Origin of the sequence: Acetivibrio ethanolgignens, from assembly GCF_001461035.1 — a bacterium.
GTDB classification, from domain to species: Bacteria; Bacillota; Clostridia; order Lachnospirales; family Lachnospiraceae; genus Velocimicrobium; species Velocimicrobium ethanolgignens.
This window is the reverse complement of sequence record NZ_LNAM01000186.1, coordinates 30970-52910: the sequence shown is the minus strand read 5'-3', so window position 1 is coordinate 52910 and position 21941 is coordinate 30970. Positions and strand designations below refer to the sequence as shown.

Here is a 21941-nt window from a genome sequence, read left to right as displayed (position 1 = left end):
AAATGTAAGAAATTAAAATTTATTTTGGTAATCTTCACAGAGAATGCTTTTTTAATCCTAGAACCGTCTTTCATAATATAACAGTAAGCAAAAAACCGCCATTTCTGGCGGCTCTATTGTTAATATTTGTTATATACTTCTCCTCTATTTCCTGCAGCTATGACAATAACTACTAATTCACCATTGTCAACAGTGTAAATAATTCGATAATCTCCAACACGCAACCGCAATAAGTCGCTATGTCCCTTTAGTTTCTTGATGTCCTCGCCGTTCGGAAGCATTTCGATAGCCTTAACAACTCGTATTTTCTCGTTCTGTGGGAGCTTATCAATAAATTTTTTCGCTTTCTTTTTGATGATTATTTTATACATCAATCAAGCCCCCATTCTTTCAAACATTCTTCAAACGGAATACTTTCTTTGTCCTCGTCCGGTGCGTTCTCGTAACTCTCTACCATTCTTTGACAAAATATATCATCCGCTTCCTCGTCTGCAGCTACTCCCTGAACATAAGCCAAAACATAACCAATTTTATAGTCTGGTATGCTGTCCAATAATTCAATTATTCTCTCTCTGTTGCTCATAGCTCACTACCTCACTTTCATGTATATATTATTATATTCACAGTATCGCTAATTCATAAAAGGCACTTGCTCCGCATCCTCTTCTCCAAGGTCAGATAAAACAAGCCTTGTAATGTATCCGTTCACTGTCTCTCCCTTTGCCCTTATGTGCTCCTTGCCTGTCATTTTATGCACCTCTGTAGCCAATGGGCTTCCTGCTTCATCGACTTCTCCTCACTGACAAATCTTTTATATCTGCATTCTGATATCCACAGGCTGAGCATAACTGGCTGCTGGCATAGAATCCTTTCCTGTGTTTTTTTGTTTTGATTACCTTTTTGATTACCTCAAATATTTTTTTCATTTGATGTAATATATTAGGAAATGAAAAAAGCCAGTAAAATCAATGACTTCACGGCTTTTCACGAAAAAATTTTTAGTAGCGGGAAAGGGATTTGAACCCCCGACACCACGGGTATGAACCGTGTGCTCTAGCCAACTGAGCTATCCCGCCAAACACAGCAGAAATATTATACCGCCCAGTCAGACTTATGTCAAGTATTTAATCCTCTGCTTCAAAAATAATCTCATCTGGATAGACAAGTCCCAGCTTTTCCCGTGCTTCTTCTTCAATAAACTTTTTCGTTTGTACATAGGTCTTGTAATTCTCTATATCCTCTGCCCGTTTCTCTTCCTCTGAAAGCTCCGAAGATAGTTCTTCCATTCGCTCCTTGCAGGCGTTTTCCTGAGCCTCCAGCTTTACCCTGCTGTAAGACATGACAGCACACAGAATCAATACAACACCTGCTACCAGCAAAAGATTCTTTCTGCTTTTTTTAACATTTCTTTTTGTCTGCCTGTCCAACCTCATTTTCTTCCTCGTTTCTATGCAAGCCCTGCATATGTTTTAATCTCTTTAATCCCATTTTAAACGGTCTGACAGCTTTTTTCAATCCCTTCTTTACAATTTGGACAAATTTCAGTAAAGAAGTCCCGAAAATCCGAAAAAAAAGCTCCACCAGCACATCACTCACAGTAAAATGATACAGTACCATTCCAGCTGTCATGCTAAGCATCCCGAAGCCCCGTATTTCCCCATTATTCAGGCGGTATATAATGCGGAAAATAAAAACGCTGGCTGCCAGCCAAAATAGAAGGTCCTCTCCATTAATCCATATCCTTTTATGGGGTATAATTCTCCTTATTAGCCGCAGAATATCATAAACTGCCAGTAAAATCACACCGCCCAGAAAGCTACCAAGAAAAAAACGTACCTCCAGCACAATTATCTCACTCATGGTCATTACTTAAACAGCTTCTTAAAAAAGCCGTCCTCTCCCTTCAGATGACTATTCTCTGAATATGCTATGCTGTCAATCCGCCCATCTAAATCCACTTCCCCTTTTTCCAGAGTAAGGCGGTTTACATGAAGGTCATCTCCTTTTAGGAGCAAAATTCCCATATCCGTTTCCAGCAGCACCTCCTTTGTATCAAAGGACAGCACATCCATTACACCTGAAATCACAGCCGTTTTTCTTCCTGTTAATACAATTCTATGATTTCCCTGTACCCGCTTTGTATCCTCCAAAATAAAAACCCCCTGACATTGTCTTAAGACAATATATTCAAGGAGCCTTTCCTTTAGTACAGCTTTTACAGGTAACGGTATAGCTCTTTTGCTTCTTCTTTATGGATAGTTTCCTGTACATCCACTACCTCAACCCTTACCGACTTATTTCCAAAGTTAATTTCAATAACATCTCCTTCTTTTACATTAACCGAAGCCTTTGCTACCTTGTCGTTTACCAATACCCTGCCTGCGTCACAGGCTTCGTTTGCGACAGTACGACGCTTAATCAGGCGGGATACCTTTAAAAATTTATCCAGTCTCATAATTTTCCCCCATTTCTATCGAAGAGCTTTCTTATCCAAAAAAGCTGCTCTTTAAAAGAGCAGCTTTTATAGTTGTCAATTCCTAGTTGTTTACAGCATCCTTTAATGCCTTACCAGCCTTGAACTTAGGTGCTAAAGAAGCAGCAATCTTCATAGTCTTTCCTGTCTGAGGATTTCTGCCTTCTCTTGCAGCTCTCTTAGATACCTCGAAAGTACCGAAACCAACTAACTGGATCTTCTCGCCTTTCTTTAACTCATCGGTTACAACGTCGATGAATGCTTTTAAAGCCTTCTCTGAATCTTTCTTGGATAATTCGGTTTTCTCTGCAATAGCTGCAACTAATTCTGCTTTGTTCATGGATTGACTCCTCCTCTGAAAATTATAGTAGTTTTATGTATCAGAATTTATATTCTGATTATTTTACACGGTTCCATAAATCGTTCATTTCATCTATGGTCATGTCTTTTAATTGTCGTCCCTCTTCTAACGCCAGAGATTCGACACTTACAAATCTATTTATAAACTTATTAGTGGCATTTGTCAAGGAATTTTCCGCATTTATTTGCAAAAACCTTGATAAATTTATTATTGAGAATAATAAATCCCCAAACTCGTCTTCTATTTTACATTTATTTCCAGTTTTTCTAGCTTCTTCAAGCTCCAAAAGCTCTTCCTCAACTTTTTTATAGGCCTCCTCATAATCTGCAAAATCAAAGCCTACTTTAGCTGCTTTTTTCTGCACTTTTTCTGCCCTCATAGCAGCCGGCAATGCTTTAGGAACTCTTAATATGCTTTCTGACGTTGTATTTTCCTTTTTTTCAGCCTTTTTTATCTCTTCCCAGTTAGCAAGTGCCTGGCTCGAGGTATCGACCTTTATTTCGCCAAATACATGGGGATGACGGCGTATCATTTTCTCACCAACCTCACCAAGCACCTCATTCATTGTAAACTCCTCCTGCTCCTCAGCGATTACCGAATGCATCGCCACCTGCAAAAGGACATCGCCCAATTCCTCTCTTAAATTTGCTACATCTTTATTATCAATGGCTTCTGCAACCTCATAGGCTTCCTCCAGCATGCACCCCCTAAGGCTCTCATGAGTCTGCTCCCGGTCCCATGGGCAGCCATCCTCTGCCCGAAGTCTTCGAATAATCTTCAAAAATTCATCCATGGTCATTTTCTTTTGCATTCCTTGCCTCCTTTAAGCTTTCGACAAACAGCTGAAAGCTACTGCTCCAGCTGTCTGCCAAGGAAGCTGGCTGCTGCCGCTGCCAGCTTTGCCTCTACCTCACCAAATTCTGTTTTTGAATCCTTTGACAATATAACTACTGCTCCAATCGCATCTCCTGCACTGATAATTGGACTGATAGCCTCATATCCATATTCTTCATCCATGTCGGTAATCTTTAAAAACTCCCGGCTGTTTTTCTTTGCCAGCACACTTTCCCTCTCATTAATATGGTGCTCCAGCTCCTTGCTGATTGGACGGGAAAGCAGCTCCTTTTTCCCACCTCCCGCCACTGCAATCAGGCAGTCTCTATCAGAAATGCAGACAATATGCCCTGTCGTCTGTGCCAAGGCATCTGCGTACTGCTTTGCAAACTGTCCCAGTTCACCAATGGGAGAGTACTTTTTCAGTATAACCTCACCTTCACGATCTGTAAAGATTTCCAGCGGGTCTCCTTCACGAATTCTTAAGGTTCTTCGAATTTCCTTTGGAATTACAACCCTCCCTAAATCATCTATTCTACGAACAATTCCGGTTGCTTTCATGTTAAAAATTCCTCCATCTGCAAATTCTAGTTTTATAAACCTAGTATCTGTAAACAAAGGAATTTTATACCTGCTTATTCTACCTTTACGCAGTTTCCTATTTTTTTTGCTTCATACAGTGCATGGTCTGCCCGCTTTCTTGCTTCACGCCCACAGTCATTCGCCCTAACCGCACCGATGCTTAAAGTAATCTGCATCTTTGGATATTCCGGATATCTGGCCTCACTAACCCTTTTACAAAGCTGCTCTAAAGGCTCCTGAAGTGTTTCTAGAGGCGGTCCATCAAAAACAATCAAAAACTCATCTCCACCCAGCCGTATCACTGTATCTTCTTTACGAATGCTGGACTTCGCAATGTTTACAAACAATTTTAATGCTTCATCTCCAGCATCATGCCCATAGGTATCATTTATTTTTTTAAAGCTATCTAAGTCAATCATGGCAACTGCTGTCGTTCCTGTAAGATGGCTTAGCTGCTCCTCCAGATACCGCCGATTATAGGCACCAGTCAGGGAATCTGTGTACAACTTATTGTTATATGATTTAATAAAATCTGCAAAGTTCTCTTTTCCGTAAGCCTCAAGCACAGAGCTGTTTTTCACCTTATTAACCATCTCCAGTATGTATGCCCTGCCCTTCAGCTCCACGTACTTCGAAATAACGTAGTAAGGCTCATTACCGATAAACTCATACTTACTCATCTGCCCTTTACTTGCAAGCACCTTTGCAGAAATACAGTTTTCACATCTATGCTCCTTCTCCCATATGGAAAAGCACTTTCTATCCGTTTTTTCGCAGTTTCCATTTTCATTCAGTGAGTACACCACCGCCTCTGACACATCCACCAGCCGCACAATATCAAATACGGTTTCCAGATTTTTTATATAATCCTGTATCCACTGTTGATCTTTCTGTAGCTTTTTTTCAGTAATATCTGCAACAAATACACCTGAAAATTCTCCCAGCTGTATAGAAAAGCGTTGTCTATAAGCCTCTACCCAGCGGATTAGGCCATCCCTTCTCTTAATCCGGAAAATCACGTTATCTGTATTATCATCATACTTTTCAGCCTCTTCCATGACATCTTTATATATAGCACCACGGAAGCTGCCGCCTGTTAGCTCCATAAGCTCTTCTACTGTAGCACAGGCAAAAATATTCAAAATCGGTTCATTTGCATACAGAATCCTTTCCTTCCCCTCTGCTTCATAAACCATGAATCCTCTGGGAAGTATGAATGCTGTTTCATTTATATCGTACAAAATCCACCTCCTTTTCAGATTATAAATTATCTCACCTTAAACTTGCTAACCAGCTCACCTAAGTTCACTGCCTGACTGCTCATTTCCTGGCTATTTGCTGCACACTCCTCGGAGGCTGCCGCATTTGTCTGCACAACCCCATTAATTTGATCCACACCTCTATTTATTTCACCAAAGGCATCTGCCTGCGTTTCCATGGTATCTGCAATCCGATTTACATCTTCTACGATACCTCTGGAGCTCAAAACAATACTCTCTAAAAGCTTTGCTGTTTCATCTGCAATCATTACTCCCTTTTCTACTGATTGTACCGAGGATTCAATCAGGACAGCTGATTCCTTTACCGCCTCTGAGCTCTGGGATGCCAGTATAGATACCTGATCTGCCACAACTGCAAAGCCTTTACCTGCTTCTCCGGCTCTTGCTGCCTCAATGGAGGCGTTCAAAGCAAGCAGATTTGTTTGCGATGCAATATCATTAATCGCATCGATAATTCCCCTTATCTTAATCGAGGAATCCTTAATCTCATACATGGATTTAACCATTTCCTGCATTTTTTCATTTCCACCATCGATTTCTATTCCATTTTGCACCACCTGTTTACTAATATCCTTTGCCATTTCTGCATTTTGCAGCACCTGTGCTGAAATATTTTCTACCGTGGCTGCAAGCTCCTGGGTTACACCTGCCTGCTCAGTGGCACCCTGTGCAAGATCAATGGAGCTGTCTGATACCTGGCTGGCACCACACTCAACCTGATTTGCCACCCGCTGAATTTCTGTTATCGTATCTGTCATAGTCTTTTCAAATGCCGTAAATGCATTAAGGATAGCAACAAAGTCACCTCTCCATTCCACCTGCGGCTGAACTAAAAAGTTACCCTTTGAAAATTCCTCCATGGTTCTTGATATATCATCTACATAGCTGCTAAGAATACGAATGGATTTTCGCAAGCCGTGTGCCAGTCTGCCAATTTCATCCTCTGAGCGATATTCCAGCTTTGTATGCAGGTTACCCTCTGATAATTCCAGTGAAACCTGCTCTATCTCCTTTAATGGTTCTGTAATTGTAACAACTATCTTAACTGCTATAATTTTTGCCAGAATAATTGCAATGATAATTGCTACGATAATAAATGCTGCTGTACAATAGAAAAGAAGATCGTTTTGTTGTAGCTGCTTTTCCTTTTCCTCTTCTATCTCCTTGTCCAGCTTCTTAGCTATTTCTATCTGCTTACTTAGAGAAGGAGCACATTCTGTTAAAATTTTCTGTGAAGCATCCGCACGATTTCCATTTTCAATCTCTGTAATAATTTCATAGCCTATGGTTGCCCATTCTGTAATAGCATTTGCATATTCCGTATATTCCTCATCTGTAAGCACCTTTGTTGCCTTTAAAATCTTCAGCTCATTATCAACAACGTCAGACAGCTTCTCTTCTATGGTCTGTTTATAGCCAGCATAGCTGTCCTGATTACTATTCAATGCCATTTCCCTTATATTTCTCGCTACAATGTTCGTTTCCAGCCGAACTGCAGCTATTGCATTCTTTGCCTTATCTATACCGTTCAGGTATCTGTCTAAGCTGCTTTTAAGGCTCAGCATGGATACCAGGCTCAGTATTCCCACAACAGTCATCAAGACAATAACCACTCCATATCCAAAGTCCAGTCTTTTTTTAATACCCACTTTTCCGATGCGTTCTTCTAATTTCATCTTCTTTTCCTCCTAATTTTCATCTGACTGTTTTTATCATGGCTTTGATTTTATATGCTATTACCAATTTATAGCTATAATTATACCTCACACTTCTTCTTTATGTCAATAACCCAATACTCTTGAGCGTCCGTAGTTTATTCACAGTACCTTGATTTTACACTATAAAAGCGGCACCTTCTGCTCCAAAAGCTACGAGCAGAAGGTGCCGCTTTTCATGGTGAAAGCCAGCATTTCTCAATAGAAGATCAGCCTGTTATCCCACAGGCTTCCTTCCCTGTATCAAGTTCACTGAAGATGCCATACATTAAGAGTAAGCCGACAGTACCGAGTATTGTATCAAAGCCGTCAAATTCAATAGGTGAATTCCATAAGAAATGGAGAGCAATAGAGCTTATGGCCCAAATGCACCCCTTCCATTTTGGAATCAAAAGCTTTTTCCTTGTTAATACAAGCATACCAAAAGCAAATAACCCGGTAAATACCCAGTGTGTCCCGAATGAATATGCAATTCTTTCAAACAAACTACTAAAGCCTGAGGTATTTTCCTGAAAAACTGCCACAGATGTATAGGATATATCCTCAATTATCTGAAAGCCCAATCCAACAATAATGGCACTTAGCCATGTCGCCTTTAAGGATTTTTCATGAGCGAAATAAAGAACCAATAAAACAACAAGGTATTTTGCAAGCTCCTCTGCGAAAGGTGCCGATACAGAGCCTCCCCAGGCATTGAGAAACTCCTGGGGAGCCTGTATGATATTTAACCAGAAAAAGCCGATAGCCATGTGGAATATTGTACTTAAAAACCCAGTGGCACTTAGTCCTAAAATCCAGCTAATTACCAGGGGCTTGTCTGATACCTCCCATCTTTTTTTAAGATAATAAATTCCCAAAGCCATAGGGATAAGGTAAAATCCTATCATTGAAATTGCCAATAAAAATATTGGATATTTATCATCGTGACCATTATTCTTTGTTAAATCTATAAACTGAGAGCTTACACCAGCAAAGAAAAAAACGAGGGTTATTGTAACCAAAATTATATGCTTTTTTTCAATAAAAAATCTTTTCATACCGCCTCCAATATTTAAAAATTAATAGAAATAGTACTATGTATTCTTCCTAGTTCATTTCGTTACAATTATATTTATATTCATCACCGAAATCTCCGAAAAATTGTATGAAAATTGTGGCAATTTTGTGGCAAAAACTCGTTTTGTCTACAAGCCTGCTGCTGCCTAAAAAAGTGAGGCTGATACCAATATTATTTTACACCGTAATGCTCGAATAAAATCCTCTCAGCTTCGGTGTTCCAGAGACCTTTATGACGCTTGCAGGCCTCATCGAGCTTCTGAAACAGCGGATCTGTTTTACCAAGCTCTTCAAAATCGTCAATTGCTGTCAATGGCATATCAAACTGCGTATAGGTCAGCTTTTTGCCTCCCGGAATCGATGGCAGATTCATCGTTGCATCTGCAATGCTGTCAATACCTCCAACATGAGTTACCATAACTGCAATATCTATTTTCCCAGCTGCTGCCAGACGGTTAGCCTCTTTTAAATCGTCAGTATTACCGCCGGTAGTTCCCAGAATGTGCGTGCTTGTATAATGTGCGTTATAGAGGTTGATTTCTGCCTTGAACTGGTTATCTGTAGGTCCTGCAAAAAAGTTCATACAACCGTCAAAGGCAAGTACCTTATCTGCCAGCTCAGCCACCTCACGAATCGGAACATAGACAAACACATCATCATAGCCATGACCCTCTGTAATTGCCATCAGCTCCTCAACCGGCTCTGCCATCGCTGCTGTATTTACATATAAAAGCTCAATGCCTCTCTCCTCTCCCAGGGCTGGCGGAATCACTTCTTTAGCTCTGGCAAGCTTATCATCATTTACATCAGTTACTACAATTCTCTTTGGCTTATTCTCAAACTGCAGGCCATAGCTTACAGCTCCCAGTCCCATCGGACCACAGCCACCCAGAATCAGGATGTTTCCATCTTCCTTTGTACCCATGGCATGATTATAGTTTCTCTTATTTGTATGATAGTTTGCGTGGTAACCACCGATAACACAGCTCATAGGCTCACCCAGAGAAGCCTCAAAATAGCTTTCTCCCTCATAATGCAAAAGGCATCCCAGTTCCATAACCTCATGGGGAATTACACAGTAGGTGCAGGCTCCGCCAAAGAATTCATAGGAATATCCCGGGGAAGCCAGACTTCCTTTATAATTCAGGGCTGGCTGCAGAGCAAACTTTTCACCCGGCTTAAACTCATCCCTCCACTTATTTCCAACTGCTACGATATCTCCTGCAAATTCATGTCCGATAATAATTGGATTCGTGTCGATATTCTGCGGTGCCCTTTTATGCTTCTTTCCCTGCTTTACCAGTTTATAGGTAGACATACAGATACTATCACTCATTACCTTAACTAAAATCTCATCTTCCTTGATTTCTGGAAGGTCAAACTCTTCCAGCCGAAGATCGTCCATTCCATACATTCTAACTGCTTTTGTTTTCAATTTTCTCATCCCTTCCTGATTTCTTGTCCTAGTCTCTCCCCACCCAGCTCCCGAATGGTCTTTGAAACGTTGATTCTTTTACCTCCCGCATCTCTCTATGTGGGAAATCCTGTTTTATTCCTTTCCTGTCAGCATCCGGTAAACTCCCTCTTCATCACTTTTTACCAGACACCCTACCTCCGATGGGTCCGACAGCTTCTCTGCAATGTGTGCCAGAATATCCAGATGTGCATCTCCTACACCAGCAATTCCGATAACCACCTGTACCTTTTCTTCTCCCCATTCTGTCCCCTCTGGGAATACCTGTACCGCAATGCCGGAGGAAATAATTTCCCTTTTTGCATTCTCCGTACCATGAGGCAGGGCGATTCCATTACCTATATTGGTAGAAAAGGTCTTTTCTCTTTCCACCATTGCTGCAATGTAATCCTTTTTTACATACCCACTTTCAAAAAGCATCTGTCCTACTGACTGGATTACCTCATTTTTCGATTTTGGCTGGCAGTTAATTCGAATATTTTTCTTTTCCAAAAGTTCCATATTTCGTTCCTCCTTGACTTAATTATAGTAGCGGAAAGCCCGTAAATTCAACGAAAACAAAAGGGTATTTGGCTCTATCAGATAGTGACAAATTTGTAAAAAAAGAAGGCAGCTTTAGGCGAGTGTTCACAAGGACAATTTTTGAACCCACCTAATCTATGGGGCATATGAGGCGGACAGTTTTGGCTGTCCGCCTTTTGCTGTCTTAAATTGCAGGCTGTAAGCCGTCATCCCATGCAAGCACTCCACAAGTACCATACATTTCCTCGGGTGACTCAATATCAAACTCTTTCTTCACATCGCTTAACATTCCAATGTCACGATAGTGAATCCAAATGTCCTGTGGTGCAGTGCGTGAGTATTTCTCAGCCTTTTCGCCTTTATGAAACCTATAAAATCTCCAAGGGATATAAATATCAAGTTATAGTAACTTCAACAGCAGTGCATAACGGAAAAAGTGAAACTCGAACAGTTACAAGCAGTAGTAAAAATTATTGATGAGGTTCTGATTTTAAGGGGGGGGTGGTTCCGATGGTTCTATAAGCTGCTATATCTGGTAAAAAGAAAATAAACTTTAATACAAGAAAGTGAGGAGTTTTTATGAAAAAGTTGACTACTAAAATTTTAAGTCTTATACTAACAATATTGATGATTTTTAGCCTATCCGTTCCAGCTTTTGCTGCTGAATCTATGGCTTTTAAAAATTCCAACATATCATTTACAATTGTATCATCTAATGAAACAGCTTATGGTACAATCTATTATGTAGAAGAAGATGGTAGACCCAAAAAACGAACAGTTTGGGATGTTTTAGATACTGCGGCATTATTACCGTTATTGCCTTCTACCGCTTACTTTCGTGAGGTAGTAAAGTTCTTTTGAAAGCCGATGATTTTGCTAAATTTGCCAAAACCGCTAAAGGTAAAAAAGCTATTAAAGCTGCAATGAAAACCTATAAATATTCTAAAATTCAGGATGGCTTGAATTTTACTGTTGCAACAGCAACACATATGAATAATCCAAATAGGTTTGTACCTGTACATACTTTAAAGCAAGCAATAAGTAAAGGATTGTCTCGACCGGACCCAAGAGGCTCTAAAGCATTAGGTCCCTTACCAAAAATAAAGTAGAATAGGTGATAGTTATGAATTCTAAAGAAAAATTAATATATTTAATAATAAATTATAATAAAGGTAACTACACTACAAGTGATTTTTGTGATTTATTCATTGAATATCATAGAGATATGGCAGAAGAAGAAGAGTTGTCAAGTTTTTCAGAAAAGTGGTTAGACAATTTATCGGAGATGTGTTATCGATTTTCTGATTCTCCCGAGGATTTATCTATTCCAAATGTTTATTTTGATGAAAATAAAATTAAAGAATATACTACAAATTTTTCTACAAAATTAATATATTAAAAACAAGATGCAGGACATTTGTGAAGCCATCTTAAATTGCTATAAGATATTCCTGTAAGCTTATAAAAAATAAACTAAAAAGAGTTAGGTCTGATACTTGAAATCTCAAGTATCGGACCTAACTCTCACCTTATTCAGTTTGCCTTGACTCTCGGTTCACAAGTTGTCTTTATGACTACTCGCCTTTCGTCTGTCAGTCTTTTTTTACAAATATTAAATTTCTACCTTAATTTTATCCAGATACAAATTAAAAAACCGCTTCAACTGTCGTGATACCTCTTCCCTTATCTCTTCCAGTTCTCCCCTCAGTATAATATCCATAAAATCCGGTTCTTCAATAAACTGCTTGCTTAAATATCCCAGTATTTCTCTGTTTTCCCGGATATGCTCATCCTCTGGAAGCAGCATAATAACCACTGCTCCTATGCCATTAAAAAACGGATTCGCAAAAACGCCCTTGTCCTTTGTAAAGCAAAGAGAAAAATTAGGCCGCAGCACCCCCCTGGTCCGGGTATGTAAAAGGGCAAAGCCAAGCTCAGAAAACACCTGTGTCCCAAGACTTTCCCTATGACGAATATCCTCCTGTATCATGCTCTGTCGGTCATGATATGGCGTCAAGCCTTCACTCACCGCCAATAAAAGCTCATCAAAGCCAATGTTGTTATCCACTTTAATAGCGGTAATATCCCGAATCAGATTTTTTATCTGCATAGCAACATAATTAATCTGCTCTAATTGCCGGGTAAAGGCATTTTCTTCCCGCTCTCTCTGGGGCGTTCTTTCGTAATAGCAGATTTTTTTCTCAATCTTTTCCATATCCTCATTTCCCAAAAGCGGGCTCACATATAAGACATCACTTTCATCCGCTTCGGTCAGTGGAATTGTTGAAATAAAGAAATCCATCTGCTCCAGAACATATGGTGTAACATCATTTTTTCCATAAGTAGTAAGCTCAGTCCGCCCTGCAAAGCATTTCATAATTTTGGTCAGCATCAGGCGGGATATGCCAATGCCACTGGCACACACAATACCGATATAAACCTTTCTCCGGTTCTCCTTTTCATCAGCCATCCGGACAACCGCCGCCCCAAAGTGAATAGCCAGAAATCCGGTTTCCTCCTCTGGTACCTGTGTTTTTGTCTCCTCCTCCAAAACCCGGACAACCGCCTGGCACTTTTTAAATATCTCCGGGTAATCCTCCTTTATCTGCTCCAAAAGCGGATTCTTAATTCTCATACCGTTAGAAAGCCGGGTCATCGTTGGCATCAGATGAGCTAACAATCCCCGGATAAACTCCTCATCCTGCTTTAAAAGCCATCCGTTTTCTTCATCATAAGCATCAATCATACGATTTACAATCTCCATCAGATGCTTTTGTTCCTGAATGAGTTCTCTGGACTTCTCATCAATTTCCACATTCTGCCGCTTAGAACCTTTAATATGTAAACAGATATAAGCCGTTTCAATCTCCGGAATTGAAATTTCAAATTCTCTTTCCAATGCAGCAGTAATATAAGATGCCAGCTCATATTCACTCTCATTTCGAAGATTACAAAGTCCCCCTTCTTCTTCCTTTAAAATCTCCTGCTTTAAAATTCGGTTAATGGCAATCGTTACATGTATAATCAAGCCCATATAAGAGCCTTCTGTCAAATTCAGAATACGTTTATCATTCAATCCCAGAATACAGGACACTACCCGTTTGAGGATTTTTTCATCCAGTATACTGTATATGTTTTTTTCTTTATTTAAAATGGTATGAAGCATTACCTGACTGCGGCTTTCATAGAGCTCCCGAATCATCTCCGTATCTGCGTTTTCATCCAGGAAAGTGCAGATAGCCTGCCGGTAATCCCGCTCTCTTCCTTCCAGAGAAATGCCATATCCCTGTTTTTTCTGTATCCGCAGATTGAATTTCTGAAACCACGGCTCTATTGCATCCAGATCACTGCTTATCGTCGCCTCACTGACACCAAATAGATTACTGTAATAATACAGCTTCTGCGTTGTTTTATCCTTTAAAATTTCAAAAGTCAGCCTTTTCCGCCGTTCCGAACGGTTCGATACATCCAGACTGTCCTCTTTCTCAAGCTCTAAAAGAAGCTGTTCCTTATTTTCCTTTTTTCCCTCCAGCCAGATACCGCTGCCCGTCTTGGAGCAGAAGGTTATTCCATATTTTTTTAATGGATTCTCTATATACTCCAGCTCCCGCTGTACAGTCCGTTTACTTACCTCCAACTGCTCTGCCAAAGCCTTTACCGGTATACTATTCTCCTCCCGCAGAAGAATCTTAAGAATCTGCTGTAATCTTGGTGTAAATTCCATTTTTTTCCTCCAACTGTTCTGCCAGTCTTTCGTACTCTGCCATACTGGTCAGATTTTCAACCTCTAAAACCTTTGCTTCTCCAGAAAATTCTGCAAGCCGCTCCCATCGCACTGGAGCCCATCTCTTCAAAACGTATGAGCCCCGCTCCTGCCATAGCTCCTGCAACAGCACCAATCTCTCCTCCAGCCTGTTTTCCTGCGGTATAGCTCAAAATCATCGGAATTGCAATCCCATAAGCGGTTCCCCCGGTTTCTTCCCTGAGCACTTTTATAAATGCACAAATAAGGCTGGCAGACCCGCAGGCTGCCATCCTTATTTGAGGCAAAAAAGCAAAACTTTTTTACATTATAGCATATTTTTTCACATCCGGCTATTATTTGGTAAGATGTACTACCAGCTCATCATATTCCGGTGCTGCAAGGAAATTCTTAATCAGCACCAGCTGTGCCTTTGGATTAGAGTGTGCAGCTCTCTCCTTTAAATCCTGATGTGTCACTACAATCTGTGCATCTGCCGGAATTGATGATACAGACGCATGCTCCACCTTAATATCCTTCCGTCCTGCCTCAGCAAGCTTTTTCTGAAGTACGGCAGCCCCCATCGCACTGGAACCCATACCTGCATCACAGGCAAATACAATCTTTGTTACATCCTTTGCTTCTACAGTAACAGCAGCTTCTTCCTTTACACCCTTAGACTGCTTCTTCATCTCGGTTACCTTTGCCTGGGACTCTTCAATATCTTCATCCTTTCCTGCAAACTTAAGGATTGGAATTGCCACTACAAAGGATACGGCACAGGCCGCTGCTACTCCAAGAATAACTGGAAGGTATCCACCCTTTGGTGTCATAGCTAATACAGCAATGATACTTCCAGGAGATGCCGGTGCAACCAGACCGCCGTTAAACATATCCAGTACAAAGATTCCTGTAGCTCCACCAGCAATCGCTGCTAAAATTAACAATGGGTTCATCAGTATGTATGGGAAATAAATCTCATGAATACCACCGAGGAAGTGGATAATAACAGCTCCTGGAGCTGTTGTCTTTGCATTTCCCTTACCTGCCAAACAATAAGCCAGTAAAATTCCAAGTCCTGATCCAGGATTTGCTTCCAGAAGGAAGAAAATGGATTTTCCAAGTTCCTCTGCCTGCTTTAATCCCAGTGGAGATAAAATACCGTGATTAATCGCATTATTCAAAAACAGTACCTTTGCAGGCTCAATAAAGATACTTGCCAAAGGAAGAAGACCTCTGTCTACAAAGAAGCCTACACACGCTTCCATAACACTGTTTAATCCTTCTACTAATGGAGCAGCACCTACCATACCTACTCCTGCTAAAATTGCACCGATAATACCCAGAGAGAAATTATTTACCAGCATTTCAAAGCCAGTTGGGATTTTTCCCTCCAGAACCTTGTCAAACTTCTTAATAACCCATCCAGCCAAAGGTCCCATGAGCATAGCACCTAAGAACATAGGAATGTCTGCTCCTGCAATAATACCCATGGATGCAATCGCACCGATAACACCACCACGGATACCTGCTACAACGCTACCACCGGTATACGCAATCAGAAGTGGGAGCAGATAGTTTAACATTGGTCCTACCAGACCAGCTAATGTCTCATTTGGCCACCAACCTGCCGGAATAAATAATGCAGTAATCAATCCCCATGCAATAAAGGCACCAATATTCGGCATTACCATTCCACTAAAAAATCTACCAATAACCTGTACTTTTTCTTTCATCATCATACCCTCTCTTTGCTTAGTATAATATCAAATCAAAGGCATGATTGGCCAATCAATTCCTTTTTGATAGCTTTATTATACCGAAACATTTCCTCGTTTAGCAATCAAAACTAGCGAAAGCTTTGGCATCAGCCGATAGCGTCAAACTTTCGTTTTAAGTTTTTTCTTGTCTTTTTAGGAAAAATATTCTATTATAGAGAAAGCAAAAGATTATTTGTGAAATGAGGAGAAGAAAGATGGATTTAATAACAATAAGAGATTTATACCGCAACAAGGAAAATTACATCGGAAAAACAATCCAGGTCGGCGGCTGGCTACGAAGCAACCGCGATTCTAAAACCTTTGGATTCATGATCTTAAATGATGGAACCTTTTTTGAAACCCTTCAGGTTGTATACGGTCAGGACAAGCTTTCCAACTTCCAGGAGCTGACAAAGTTAAATGTAGGCTCTGCCGTTATCGTTACCGGTGAACTGGTAGCTACTCCAGACGCAAAGCAGCCTTTTGAAATCCAGGCCACCGAGGTATTTATTGAGGGGCCTTCCAGTGCAGACTACCCACTTCAGAAAAAGAGACACACCCTGGAGTACTTAAGAACCATCGCACATCTGCGTCCACGGACCAATACCTATCAGGCAGTATTCCGTATCCGCTCTCTGATTGCCTATGCAATTCACACCTTCTTTATGGAGCGGAACTTTGTATATGTTCACACACCACTGATTACAGGAAGCGACTGCGAGGGTGCCGGCGAGATGTTCCGTGTTACCACCCTGGATATGGACAGCCTTCCAAAAGCAGAAGATGGAAAGGTAGATTTTACTCAGGATTTCTTTGGTAAGGAGACCAACCTGACCGTAAGCGGCCAGTTAAATGGTGAAACCTATGCCCAGGCCTTCCGTAACATTTACACCTTTGGTCCTACCTTCCGTGCAGAAAATTCCAATACTACCCGCCATGCAGCAGAGTTCTGGATGATTGAGCCAGAAATTGCCTTCGCTGACTTAAAGGACGATATGCTTCTGGCAGAAAGCATGTTAAAATTCGTCATCAACTATGTTTTGGAAAATGCTCCGGAGGAAATGAACTTCTTAAACCAATTTATCGACAAGGGACTTTTAGAGCGGCTTCAGCATGTGGTAAATTCTGACTTTGGCCACGTTACTTATACCGAAGCCATCGAGCTTCTGGAAAAGAATAATGATAACTTCGATTACAAGGTATCCTGGGGCTGCGATTTACAGACTGAGCATGAGCGTTACTTAACCGAGCAGATTTTCAAAAAGCCGGTATTTGTAACCGATTATCCAAAGGATATCAAGGCCTTCTACATGAAGATGAATGATGACAACAGGACAGTTGCTGCTATGGACCTTTTAGTTCCTGGTATCGGTGAGATTATCGGCGGAAGCCAGAGAGAGGATGACTATGCCAAGCTCCTTTCCCGTATGAAGGAGCTTGGCTTAAAACCAGAGGATTATCAGTTCTATCTGGATTTAAGAAAGTATGGTTCTACTCGTCATGCCGGCTTTGGTCTTGGCTTTGAACGCTGTGTTATGTACCTTACCGGAATGGGCAATATCCGTGACGTCATCCCATTCCCAAGAACTGTAAATAACTGCGATTTATAATATAGATAAAGCTAAGATAGGGGATATCTATGTCAGGAAAGAAACAAAGCAGTTTTTTAAAACAAGCCGCTATCCTGGGGGCTGCCGGTATTTTAGTCCGTATTATCGGTATGCTCTACCGCAGCCCCTTAACTGCGATTATCAGCGATGAAGGAAACGGCTATTATGGTGCTGCATATAACATTTATACAATTATTCTTCTGATTTCCTCCTACAGCATACCACTGGCAATTTCTAAAATTATTTCGGCCAAACTGGCTCTGCGGGAGTATAAAAATGCCCATCGTGTATTTATCTGTGCCCTGTGGTACGTTGTTATTGTCGGTGGAATTGCAAGCCTTTTCACCTGGTTTGCCGCAGATTTCCTGGTAGAAGCAAACTCCGTGCCTGCCCTTAAGGTACTGGCACCTACGATTCTGTTTTCCGGTATCTTAGGCGTTCTCCGGGGATATTTCCAGGCTCATGGTTCTATGCTTCAGACCTCGGTTTCCCAGATTCTGGAGCAGCTTATCAATGCCGTTGTCAGCGTCCTTGCTGCCTGGCTTCTCACCAGAGCCTATGTAGGCACCGCCAATGAGCTTCTCGTGCCGATTGAAGGTGCAGCCGGTGGTGCTCTTGGTACAGGTGCTGGTGTCCTGACCGGACTTTTATTTATGGTTTTTGTCTACCTTCTTAACTGCTCCTTTGTCAACCGGCGGCTGGAAAAAGACCAGCACACCAATGTACAAAGCTATAAGGCTATTTTTAAAACCATTCTTCTGATGGTAACTCCGGTTATCTTCAGTACCTTTATTTACAATAGCATTACAGCCATTGACTCCACCCTGTACTATAAGATATCCATGTATTTAAAGAACTGGACTGAGGAGCAGAGTGCTGTTCAGTACGGTGTATTTTCCGGAAAATACACCGTTATTATCAATATACCAATTGCACTGGCCTCCTCTATCTCCTCCGCCATGATACCGAGCGTATCTGCCGGCTATGAGACTGGAGACCTTAAAACGACCCATGCCCGGATTAGCGAAGCCATCCGCTTTACCATGCTCCTCGCAATTCCGGCCACGATAGGTATCGGTGTTCTGTCCTACCCGATTATGGCACTTTTATTTCCACAGCCGGAAACCATTGTACTTGCTTCTGATTTGCTGAGGACAGGCTGTATCTGCATTATTTTCTACTCTCTGTCCACGGTAACCAATGCTGTACTCCAGGGTATTGGAAAGGTTAATATTCCTATGCAAAATGCTGCTATTGCCCTGGTTATCCATCTGGCTGCTTTGGTCCCGCTTTTAGTCTTTACAGACCTTAATTTGTATGCCCTGCTTTTGGGAACCGTAGCCTACTCTTTGACTATGTGCATTTTAAATGACCTGTCTGTAAGAAAATATCTGGGCTTTTGCCTGGATTTAAAGAAGTCCTTTCTCCTTCCGGCAATCGCCGCCGGAATTATGGGCATAGTCACCTGGGCCTCTTACTACCTGGTTCGTATTGCAGGCTTTGGTAACATCCTTGGACTGGCTGTTTCTGTTCCTCTTTCTGTCATTGTGTATTTTATGGCAATCCTGGGAACAAAGGCAATTACTGAGGATGAGCTTTCCCGTTTTCCAAAGGGTGGTGCCCTTATCCGTCTGGGGAAAAAACTTCATTTATTATAAAAACTTTTCTATCAGCAAAAAAGATGCTGCCACTTTAATGACAGCATCTTTTTATTAGTAATTACTATGCAATTTCTTCGCCTGTTTCCTCTAATGCCCTTTCATAGCTTTCCAGAATGGCCTTTTGCACACGCTCTCTGGTTTCTGAATTAATTGGGTGGGCAATATCCCGGTATTCCCCATTCCCTGCCTTTCTGCTTGGCATGGCAACAAACAATCCCTGGTCACCTTCAATTACCTTAATATCATGGACAACAAATTCGTTATCCAAGGTAATCGAAACAATAGCTTTCATTTTTCCTACTTTTGTCACTTTCCTTACTCTCACGTCCGTAATCTGCATAGAAAATCCCCCTGTTTATAAAACATATCTTTCGTTCTTTTCTACAATAACCTTAACCTCATCTTCATTATTGATATAATTTGTATTGACACGAAGAGTACCCCGGCTTTCTACGATGCAATTCTCAATATGTACATTGTCTCCAATATATACATCATTTAAAATAATAGAGTTCTTTATCGTAGAGTTATTTCCTACAAAGACTTCCTTAAATAATACCGAGTTCTCTACGGTTCCATTAATGATGCATCCACTGGCTACCAGACTATTCTTTACATTTGCTCCGGCATTATATTTTGCTGGCGGCAAATCTTCTACCTTAGAGTAAATACTCGGGTATTCATTAAAGAAGTAGTCTCTGATTTCTTTATTTAAGAAATCCATATTTGTCTTAAAATAGGACTCCGCTGTAGCAATATTGCTCCAGTAGCTTTCCATATCATAAGCGTAGATTTTCTTTATATTTTTATAACGTATCAGAATGTCCTTTACAAAATCGTACCGCTCCTCTTCCATAGAGCGTTCAATCATCTCTATCAGCTGGCGTCTACGGATAACATAAATTCCGGTGGAAACTTTTGTTTCCTGTGTTTCTACCGGCTTCTCTTCAAATTCAATGACTCTTCCGTCTGCATTGGTTCTTATCGTACCAAAACGAGTAGCATCCTCATCCTTTCCAATCTGTTTGGTCACGATGGTGACATCTGCCCTCTTAGCAATGTGGTAGCTCAATACCTCATTAAAATCCAGCTTATAAACACAGTCACCGGAAGCAATCACTACATATGGCTCATGACTGCTTTTTAAAAAGTCAAGATTCTGTGCAATCGCATCCGCCGTTCCTCTATACCAGAAGCCATTGTCCTGGGTAATCGTAGGTGTAAACAGATAAAGACCTCCCTGCTTACGTCCGAAATCCCACCATTTAGAAGAACTTAAATGTAAATTTAAAGACTTTGCATTATACTGGGTCAGCACAGCAACCTTCTGAATATGAGAGTTGGACATGTTGCTGAGTACAAAATCTATCGCACGGAAGCCTCCTGCCACCGGCATCGCTGCTGTTGCCCTTTTATGGGACAGCTCTTTCATCCTGTTGCTGTTTCCTCCAGCCAAAACAATTCCTAATGCTCTCATTTTATGTCACCTGCCTTTATTATTGATTCTCCGCTCACCAGACATCCACCAGGATAATCTGCCGGTTCTGTTACACCAGAAATTGCCGTATTCTTTCCAATTTTGATGCCGCCTGGTATAACGCTGCCTTCACCTATTGTAGCCAGTCCAAAAGCATAAATATCTGGCTTCCATTTATTTTCTGCTTCCTCACCAACACCAATCTGGCAGTCATTGCCAATAATTACCTTCTCTGCAATAATACCTTTATTAATCACACTTCTGTCACCAATCCGTGCTCCGTTCATAATAATAGAATCTCTTATTACTGCACCTTCACCAATATAAACACCGGCACCAATAACAGAATTATGTACTTCACCATAAATCTCTGCCGATTCGCCAATAATTGCCTTATCAATCACTGCATTTGCAGAAATATACTGTGGCTGAATCTGGTCACTCTTCGTATAAATCTTCCAGAATTCTTCATAAAGATTAAACTCTGGAATCAGATCAATGAGCTCCATGTTGGATTCCCAGTAAGATCCTAAGGTTCCAACGTCCTTCCAGTAGCCATTATACTCATACGCAAAAATGCGATCTCCACGCTCATGGCAGTATGGAATAATATGTTTTCCAAAATCACAGCCCTTCTGCTCCTTTAAGGTGATTAGTGCTTCTTTTAATACTGGCCAGGAGAAAATATAGATACCCATGGAAGCCAGATTACTCCTTGGTATCGGAGGCTTTTCTTCAAACTCTTGAATTCTCTTCGTCTCATCAGTAATAACAACGCCAAAACGGCTTGCTTCTTCCATTGGCACCGGAATGGTCGCTATCGTGATATCTGCTTTATTTGCCTTATGGAACTTAAGCATAACCTCATAATCCATTTTGTAGATGTGGTCACCACCCAGAATCAGTACATATTCCGGATTATAGTACTCCATATACTCCAGATTCTGAAAAATAGCATTTGCCGTTCCAGTATACCACTGGCTGTTTGTACTCTTTTCATAGGGTGGAAGAATAGAAACTCCTCCAACATTGCGGTCTAAATCCCAAGGGATTCCAATACCAATATGGGTATTCAGCCTGAGAGGCTGATACTGGGTCAGAACACCTACGGTATCTACACCCGAATTAATACAATTACTTAATGCAAAATCAATAATACGGTATTTGCCGCCAAAAGCTACTGCAGGCTTTGCAATATTAGCTGTCAGTACACCTAATCTGGAGCCTTGTCCCCCTGCTAAAAGCATGGCGATCATTTCTTTTTTAATCACACAATCACCTCTTGTCAATTTAATATCAATATTATACCATTCTTTTCTGAAAAAGTGAATTATTTTTCCTAAATTTTTTATATTATTTATGGATTTTTTTGGCAAATTAAACAAATAACCTTA

General features: G+C 40.9%; 25 protein-coding genes, 1 tRNA gene and 1 pseudogene. 5 read left to right on the top strand and 22 right to left on the bottom strand.

Features of this window, described 5'->3' with window-relative positions:
- Positions 1-119: 119 nt before the first annotated feature.
- From ASU35_RS14400 to ASU35_RS14330, 16 genes and pseudogenes are all read right to left on the bottom strand, one after another.
- Positions 120-371, bottom strand: a complete 252-nt coding sequence (locus tag ASU35_RS14400; RefSeq protein WP_058353675.1) for a type II toxin-antitoxin system RelE family toxin — start codon at positions 369-371, stop codon at positions 120-122.
- A complete protein-coding gene (locus tag ASU35_RS14395; protein ID WP_058353674.1) occupies positions 371-583 on the bottom strand; it encodes a hypothetical protein in 213 nt (70 codons plus the stop codon). The genes ASU35_RS14400 and ASU35_RS14395 overlap by 1 nt, the downstream gene beginning before the upstream one ends.
- Positions 584-631: 48 nt before the next feature.
- A complete protein-coding gene (locus ASU35_RS19395) occupies positions 632-769 on the bottom strand; it encodes a hypothetical protein (RefSeq protein WP_156059443.1) in 138 nt (45 codons plus the stop codon).
- A 233-nt stretch (positions 770-1002) separates the two neighbouring features.
- Positions 1003-1076, bottom strand: a tRNA-Met gene (locus ASU35_RS14390).
- Positions 1077-1124: 48 nt separating this feature from the next.
- Positions 1125-1433, bottom strand: a complete 309-nt coding sequence (locus ASU35_RS14385; RefSeq protein WP_083504329.1) for a septum formation initiator family protein — start codon at positions 1431-1433, stop codon at positions 1125-1127.
- The gene (gene yabQ, locus ASU35_RS14380; RefSeq protein WP_172794654.1) at positions 1399-1860 is read right to left on the bottom strand and encodes a spore cortex biosynthesis protein YabQ; all 462 of its coding nucleotides are present in this window, start codon (positions 1858-1860) and stop codon (positions 1399-1401) included. The genes ASU35_RS14385 and yabQ overlap by 35 nt, the downstream gene beginning before the upstream one ends.
- Positions 1861-1865: 5 nt before the next feature.
- Entirely contained in the window at positions 1866-2153 is a 288-nt protein-coding gene (yabP, locus tag ASU35_RS14375; RefSeq protein WP_147525459.1) for a sporulation protein YabP, read from the bottom strand.
- A gap of 62 nt (positions 2154-2215) precedes the next feature.
- Complete coding sequence (locus ASU35_RS14370; protein WP_058353671.1) at positions 2216-2455, bottom strand: RNA-binding S4 domain-containing protein; 240 nt, start codon at positions 2453-2455, stop codon at positions 2216-2218.
- Positions 2456-2537: 82 nt separating this feature from the next.
- Positions 2538-2816, bottom strand: a pseudogene (locus tag ASU35_RS14365) (HU family DNA-binding protein); the annotation flags it as partial.
- A gap of 55 nt (positions 2817-2871) precedes the next feature.
- Positions 2872-3645 carry a nucleoside triphosphate pyrophosphohydrolase gene (gene mazG / locus ASU35_RS14360; protein ID WP_058353669.1) on the bottom strand — a complete coding sequence of 258 codons (774 nt, stop codon included), beginning with the start codon at positions 3643-3645 and terminating at the stop codon, positions 2872-2874.
- 38 nt (positions 3646-3683) lie between these two features.
- Positions 3684-4229 carry a stage V sporulation protein T gene (spoVT, locus tag ASU35_RS14355; protein ID WP_058353668.1) on the bottom strand — a complete coding sequence of 182 codons (546 nt, stop codon included), beginning with the start codon at positions 4227-4229 and terminating at the stop codon, positions 3684-3686.
- 74 nt (positions 4230-4303) lie between these two features.
- A complete protein-coding gene (locus tag ASU35_RS14350; RefSeq protein ID WP_058353667.1) occupies positions 4304-5491 on the bottom strand; it encodes a GGDEF domain-containing protein in 1188 nt (395 codons plus the stop codon).
- Positions 5492-5517: 26 nt separating this feature from the next.
- Positions 5518-7206, bottom strand: coding sequence for a methyl-accepting chemotaxis protein (locus ASU35_RS14345; protein WP_058353666.1), 1689 nt, complete (start codon positions 7204-7206; stop codon positions 5518-5520).
- 248 nt (positions 7207-7454) lie between these two features.
- The gene (locus ASU35_RS14340; RefSeq protein WP_058353665.1) at positions 7455-8282 is read right to left on the bottom strand and encodes a PrsW family glutamic-type intramembrane protease; all 828 of its coding nucleotides are present in this window, start codon (positions 8280-8282) and stop codon (positions 7455-7457) included.
- Positions 8283-8473: 191 nt separating this feature from the next.
- Positions 8474-9736, bottom strand: a complete 1263-nt coding sequence (locus ASU35_RS14335) for a zinc-binding dehydrogenase (protein ID WP_058353720.1) — start codon at positions 9734-9736, stop codon at positions 8474-8476.
- A gap of 114 nt (positions 9737-9850) precedes the next feature.
- Positions 9851-10276 (bottom strand): PTS mannitol transporter subunit IIA, encoded by a 426-nt coding sequence (locus tag ASU35_RS14330; RefSeq protein WP_058353664.1) that lies wholly within the window; start codon positions 10274-10276, stop codon positions 9851-9853.
- Between the two features lie 600 nt (positions 10277-10876).
- Here ASU35_RS14330 and ASU35_RS14325 point away from each other — a divergent pair.
- Genes ASU35_RS14325 through ASU35_RS14315 form a run of 3 tightly spaced genes read left to right on the top strand, consistent with a single transcriptional unit; the run spans position 10877 to position 11696 of the window.
- The gene (locus tag ASU35_RS14325) at positions 10877-11158 is read left to right on the top strand and encodes a hypothetical protein (RefSeq protein WP_058353663.1); all 282 of its coding nucleotides are present in this window, start codon (positions 10877-10879) and stop codon (positions 11156-11158) included.
- Positions 11155-11406 carry a hypothetical protein gene (locus ASU35_RS14320; protein ID WP_058353662.1) on the top strand — a complete coding sequence of 84 codons (252 nt, stop codon included), beginning with the start codon at positions 11155-11157 and terminating at the stop codon, positions 11404-11406. Before ASU35_RS14325 ends, ASU35_RS14320 begins: the two co-directional genes overlap by 4 nt.
- Before the next feature lie 14 nt (positions 11407-11420).
- Positions 11421-11696, top strand: a complete 276-nt coding sequence (locus tag ASU35_RS14315; protein ID WP_058353661.1) for a hypothetical protein — start codon at positions 11421-11423, stop codon at positions 11694-11696.
- Positions 11697-11909: 213 nt separating this feature from the next.
- On the opposite strand, the gene ASU35_RS14310 is transcribed toward ASU35_RS14315, so the two are convergent.
- The 3 genes from ASU35_RS14310 to ASU35_RS14300 form a co-directional block, all read right to left on the bottom strand.
- Positions 11910-14021: a BglG family transcription antiterminator gene (locus ASU35_RS14310; protein ID WP_058353660.1), complete on the bottom strand. Its 2112-nt coding sequence runs from the start codon at positions 14019-14021 to the stop codon at positions 11910-11912.
- A complete protein-coding gene (locus ASU35_RS14305; protein WP_058353659.1) occupies positions 13987-14193 on the bottom strand; it encodes a hypothetical protein in 207 nt (68 codons plus the stop codon). The genes ASU35_RS14310 and ASU35_RS14305 overlap by 35 nt, the downstream gene beginning before the upstream one ends.
- Positions 14194-14395: 202 nt before the next feature.
- A complete protein-coding gene (locus ASU35_RS14300; RefSeq protein WP_058353719.1) occupies positions 14396-15775 on the bottom strand; it encodes a PTS mannitol transporter subunit IIBC in 1380 nt (459 codons plus the stop codon).
- A 239-nt stretch (positions 15776-16014) separates the two neighbouring features.
- Between ASU35_RS14300 and asnS the strand changes: the two genes are divergently transcribed.
- Complete coding sequence (asnS, locus tag ASU35_RS14295) at positions 16015-17409, top strand: asparagine--tRNA ligase (RefSeq protein WP_058353658.1); 1395 nt, start codon at positions 16015-16017, stop codon at positions 17407-17409.
- A 29-nt stretch (positions 17410-17438) separates the two neighbouring features.
- Entirely contained in the window at positions 17439-19067 is a 1629-nt protein-coding gene (locus ASU35_RS14290) for a putative polysaccharide biosynthesis protein (protein ID WP_058353657.1), read from the top strand.
- Between the two features lie 64 nt (positions 19068-19131).
- On the opposite strand, the gene spoVG is transcribed toward ASU35_RS14290, so the two are convergent.
- From spoVG to ASU35_RS14275, 3 genes are read right to left on the bottom strand one after another with little or no spacing between them, the layout of a single operon-like run.
- The gene (gene spoVG / locus ASU35_RS14285; protein ID WP_058353656.1) at positions 19132-19410 is read right to left on the bottom strand and encodes a septation regulator SpoVG; all 279 of its coding nucleotides are present in this window, start codon (positions 19408-19410) and stop codon (positions 19132-19134) included.
- Positions 19411-19425: 15 nt separating this feature from the next.
- Entirely contained in the window at positions 19426-20547 is a 1122-nt protein-coding gene (gene glgD / locus ASU35_RS14280) for a glucose-1-phosphate adenylyltransferase subunit GlgD (protein ID WP_058353655.1), read from the bottom strand.
- Positions 20544-21818, bottom strand: coding sequence for a glucose-1-phosphate adenylyltransferase (locus ASU35_RS14275; protein WP_058353718.1), 1275 nt, complete (start codon positions 21816-21818; stop codon positions 20544-20546). The genes glgD and ASU35_RS14275 overlap by 4 nt, the downstream gene beginning before the upstream one ends.
- Positions 21819-21941 lie beyond the last annotated feature (123 nt).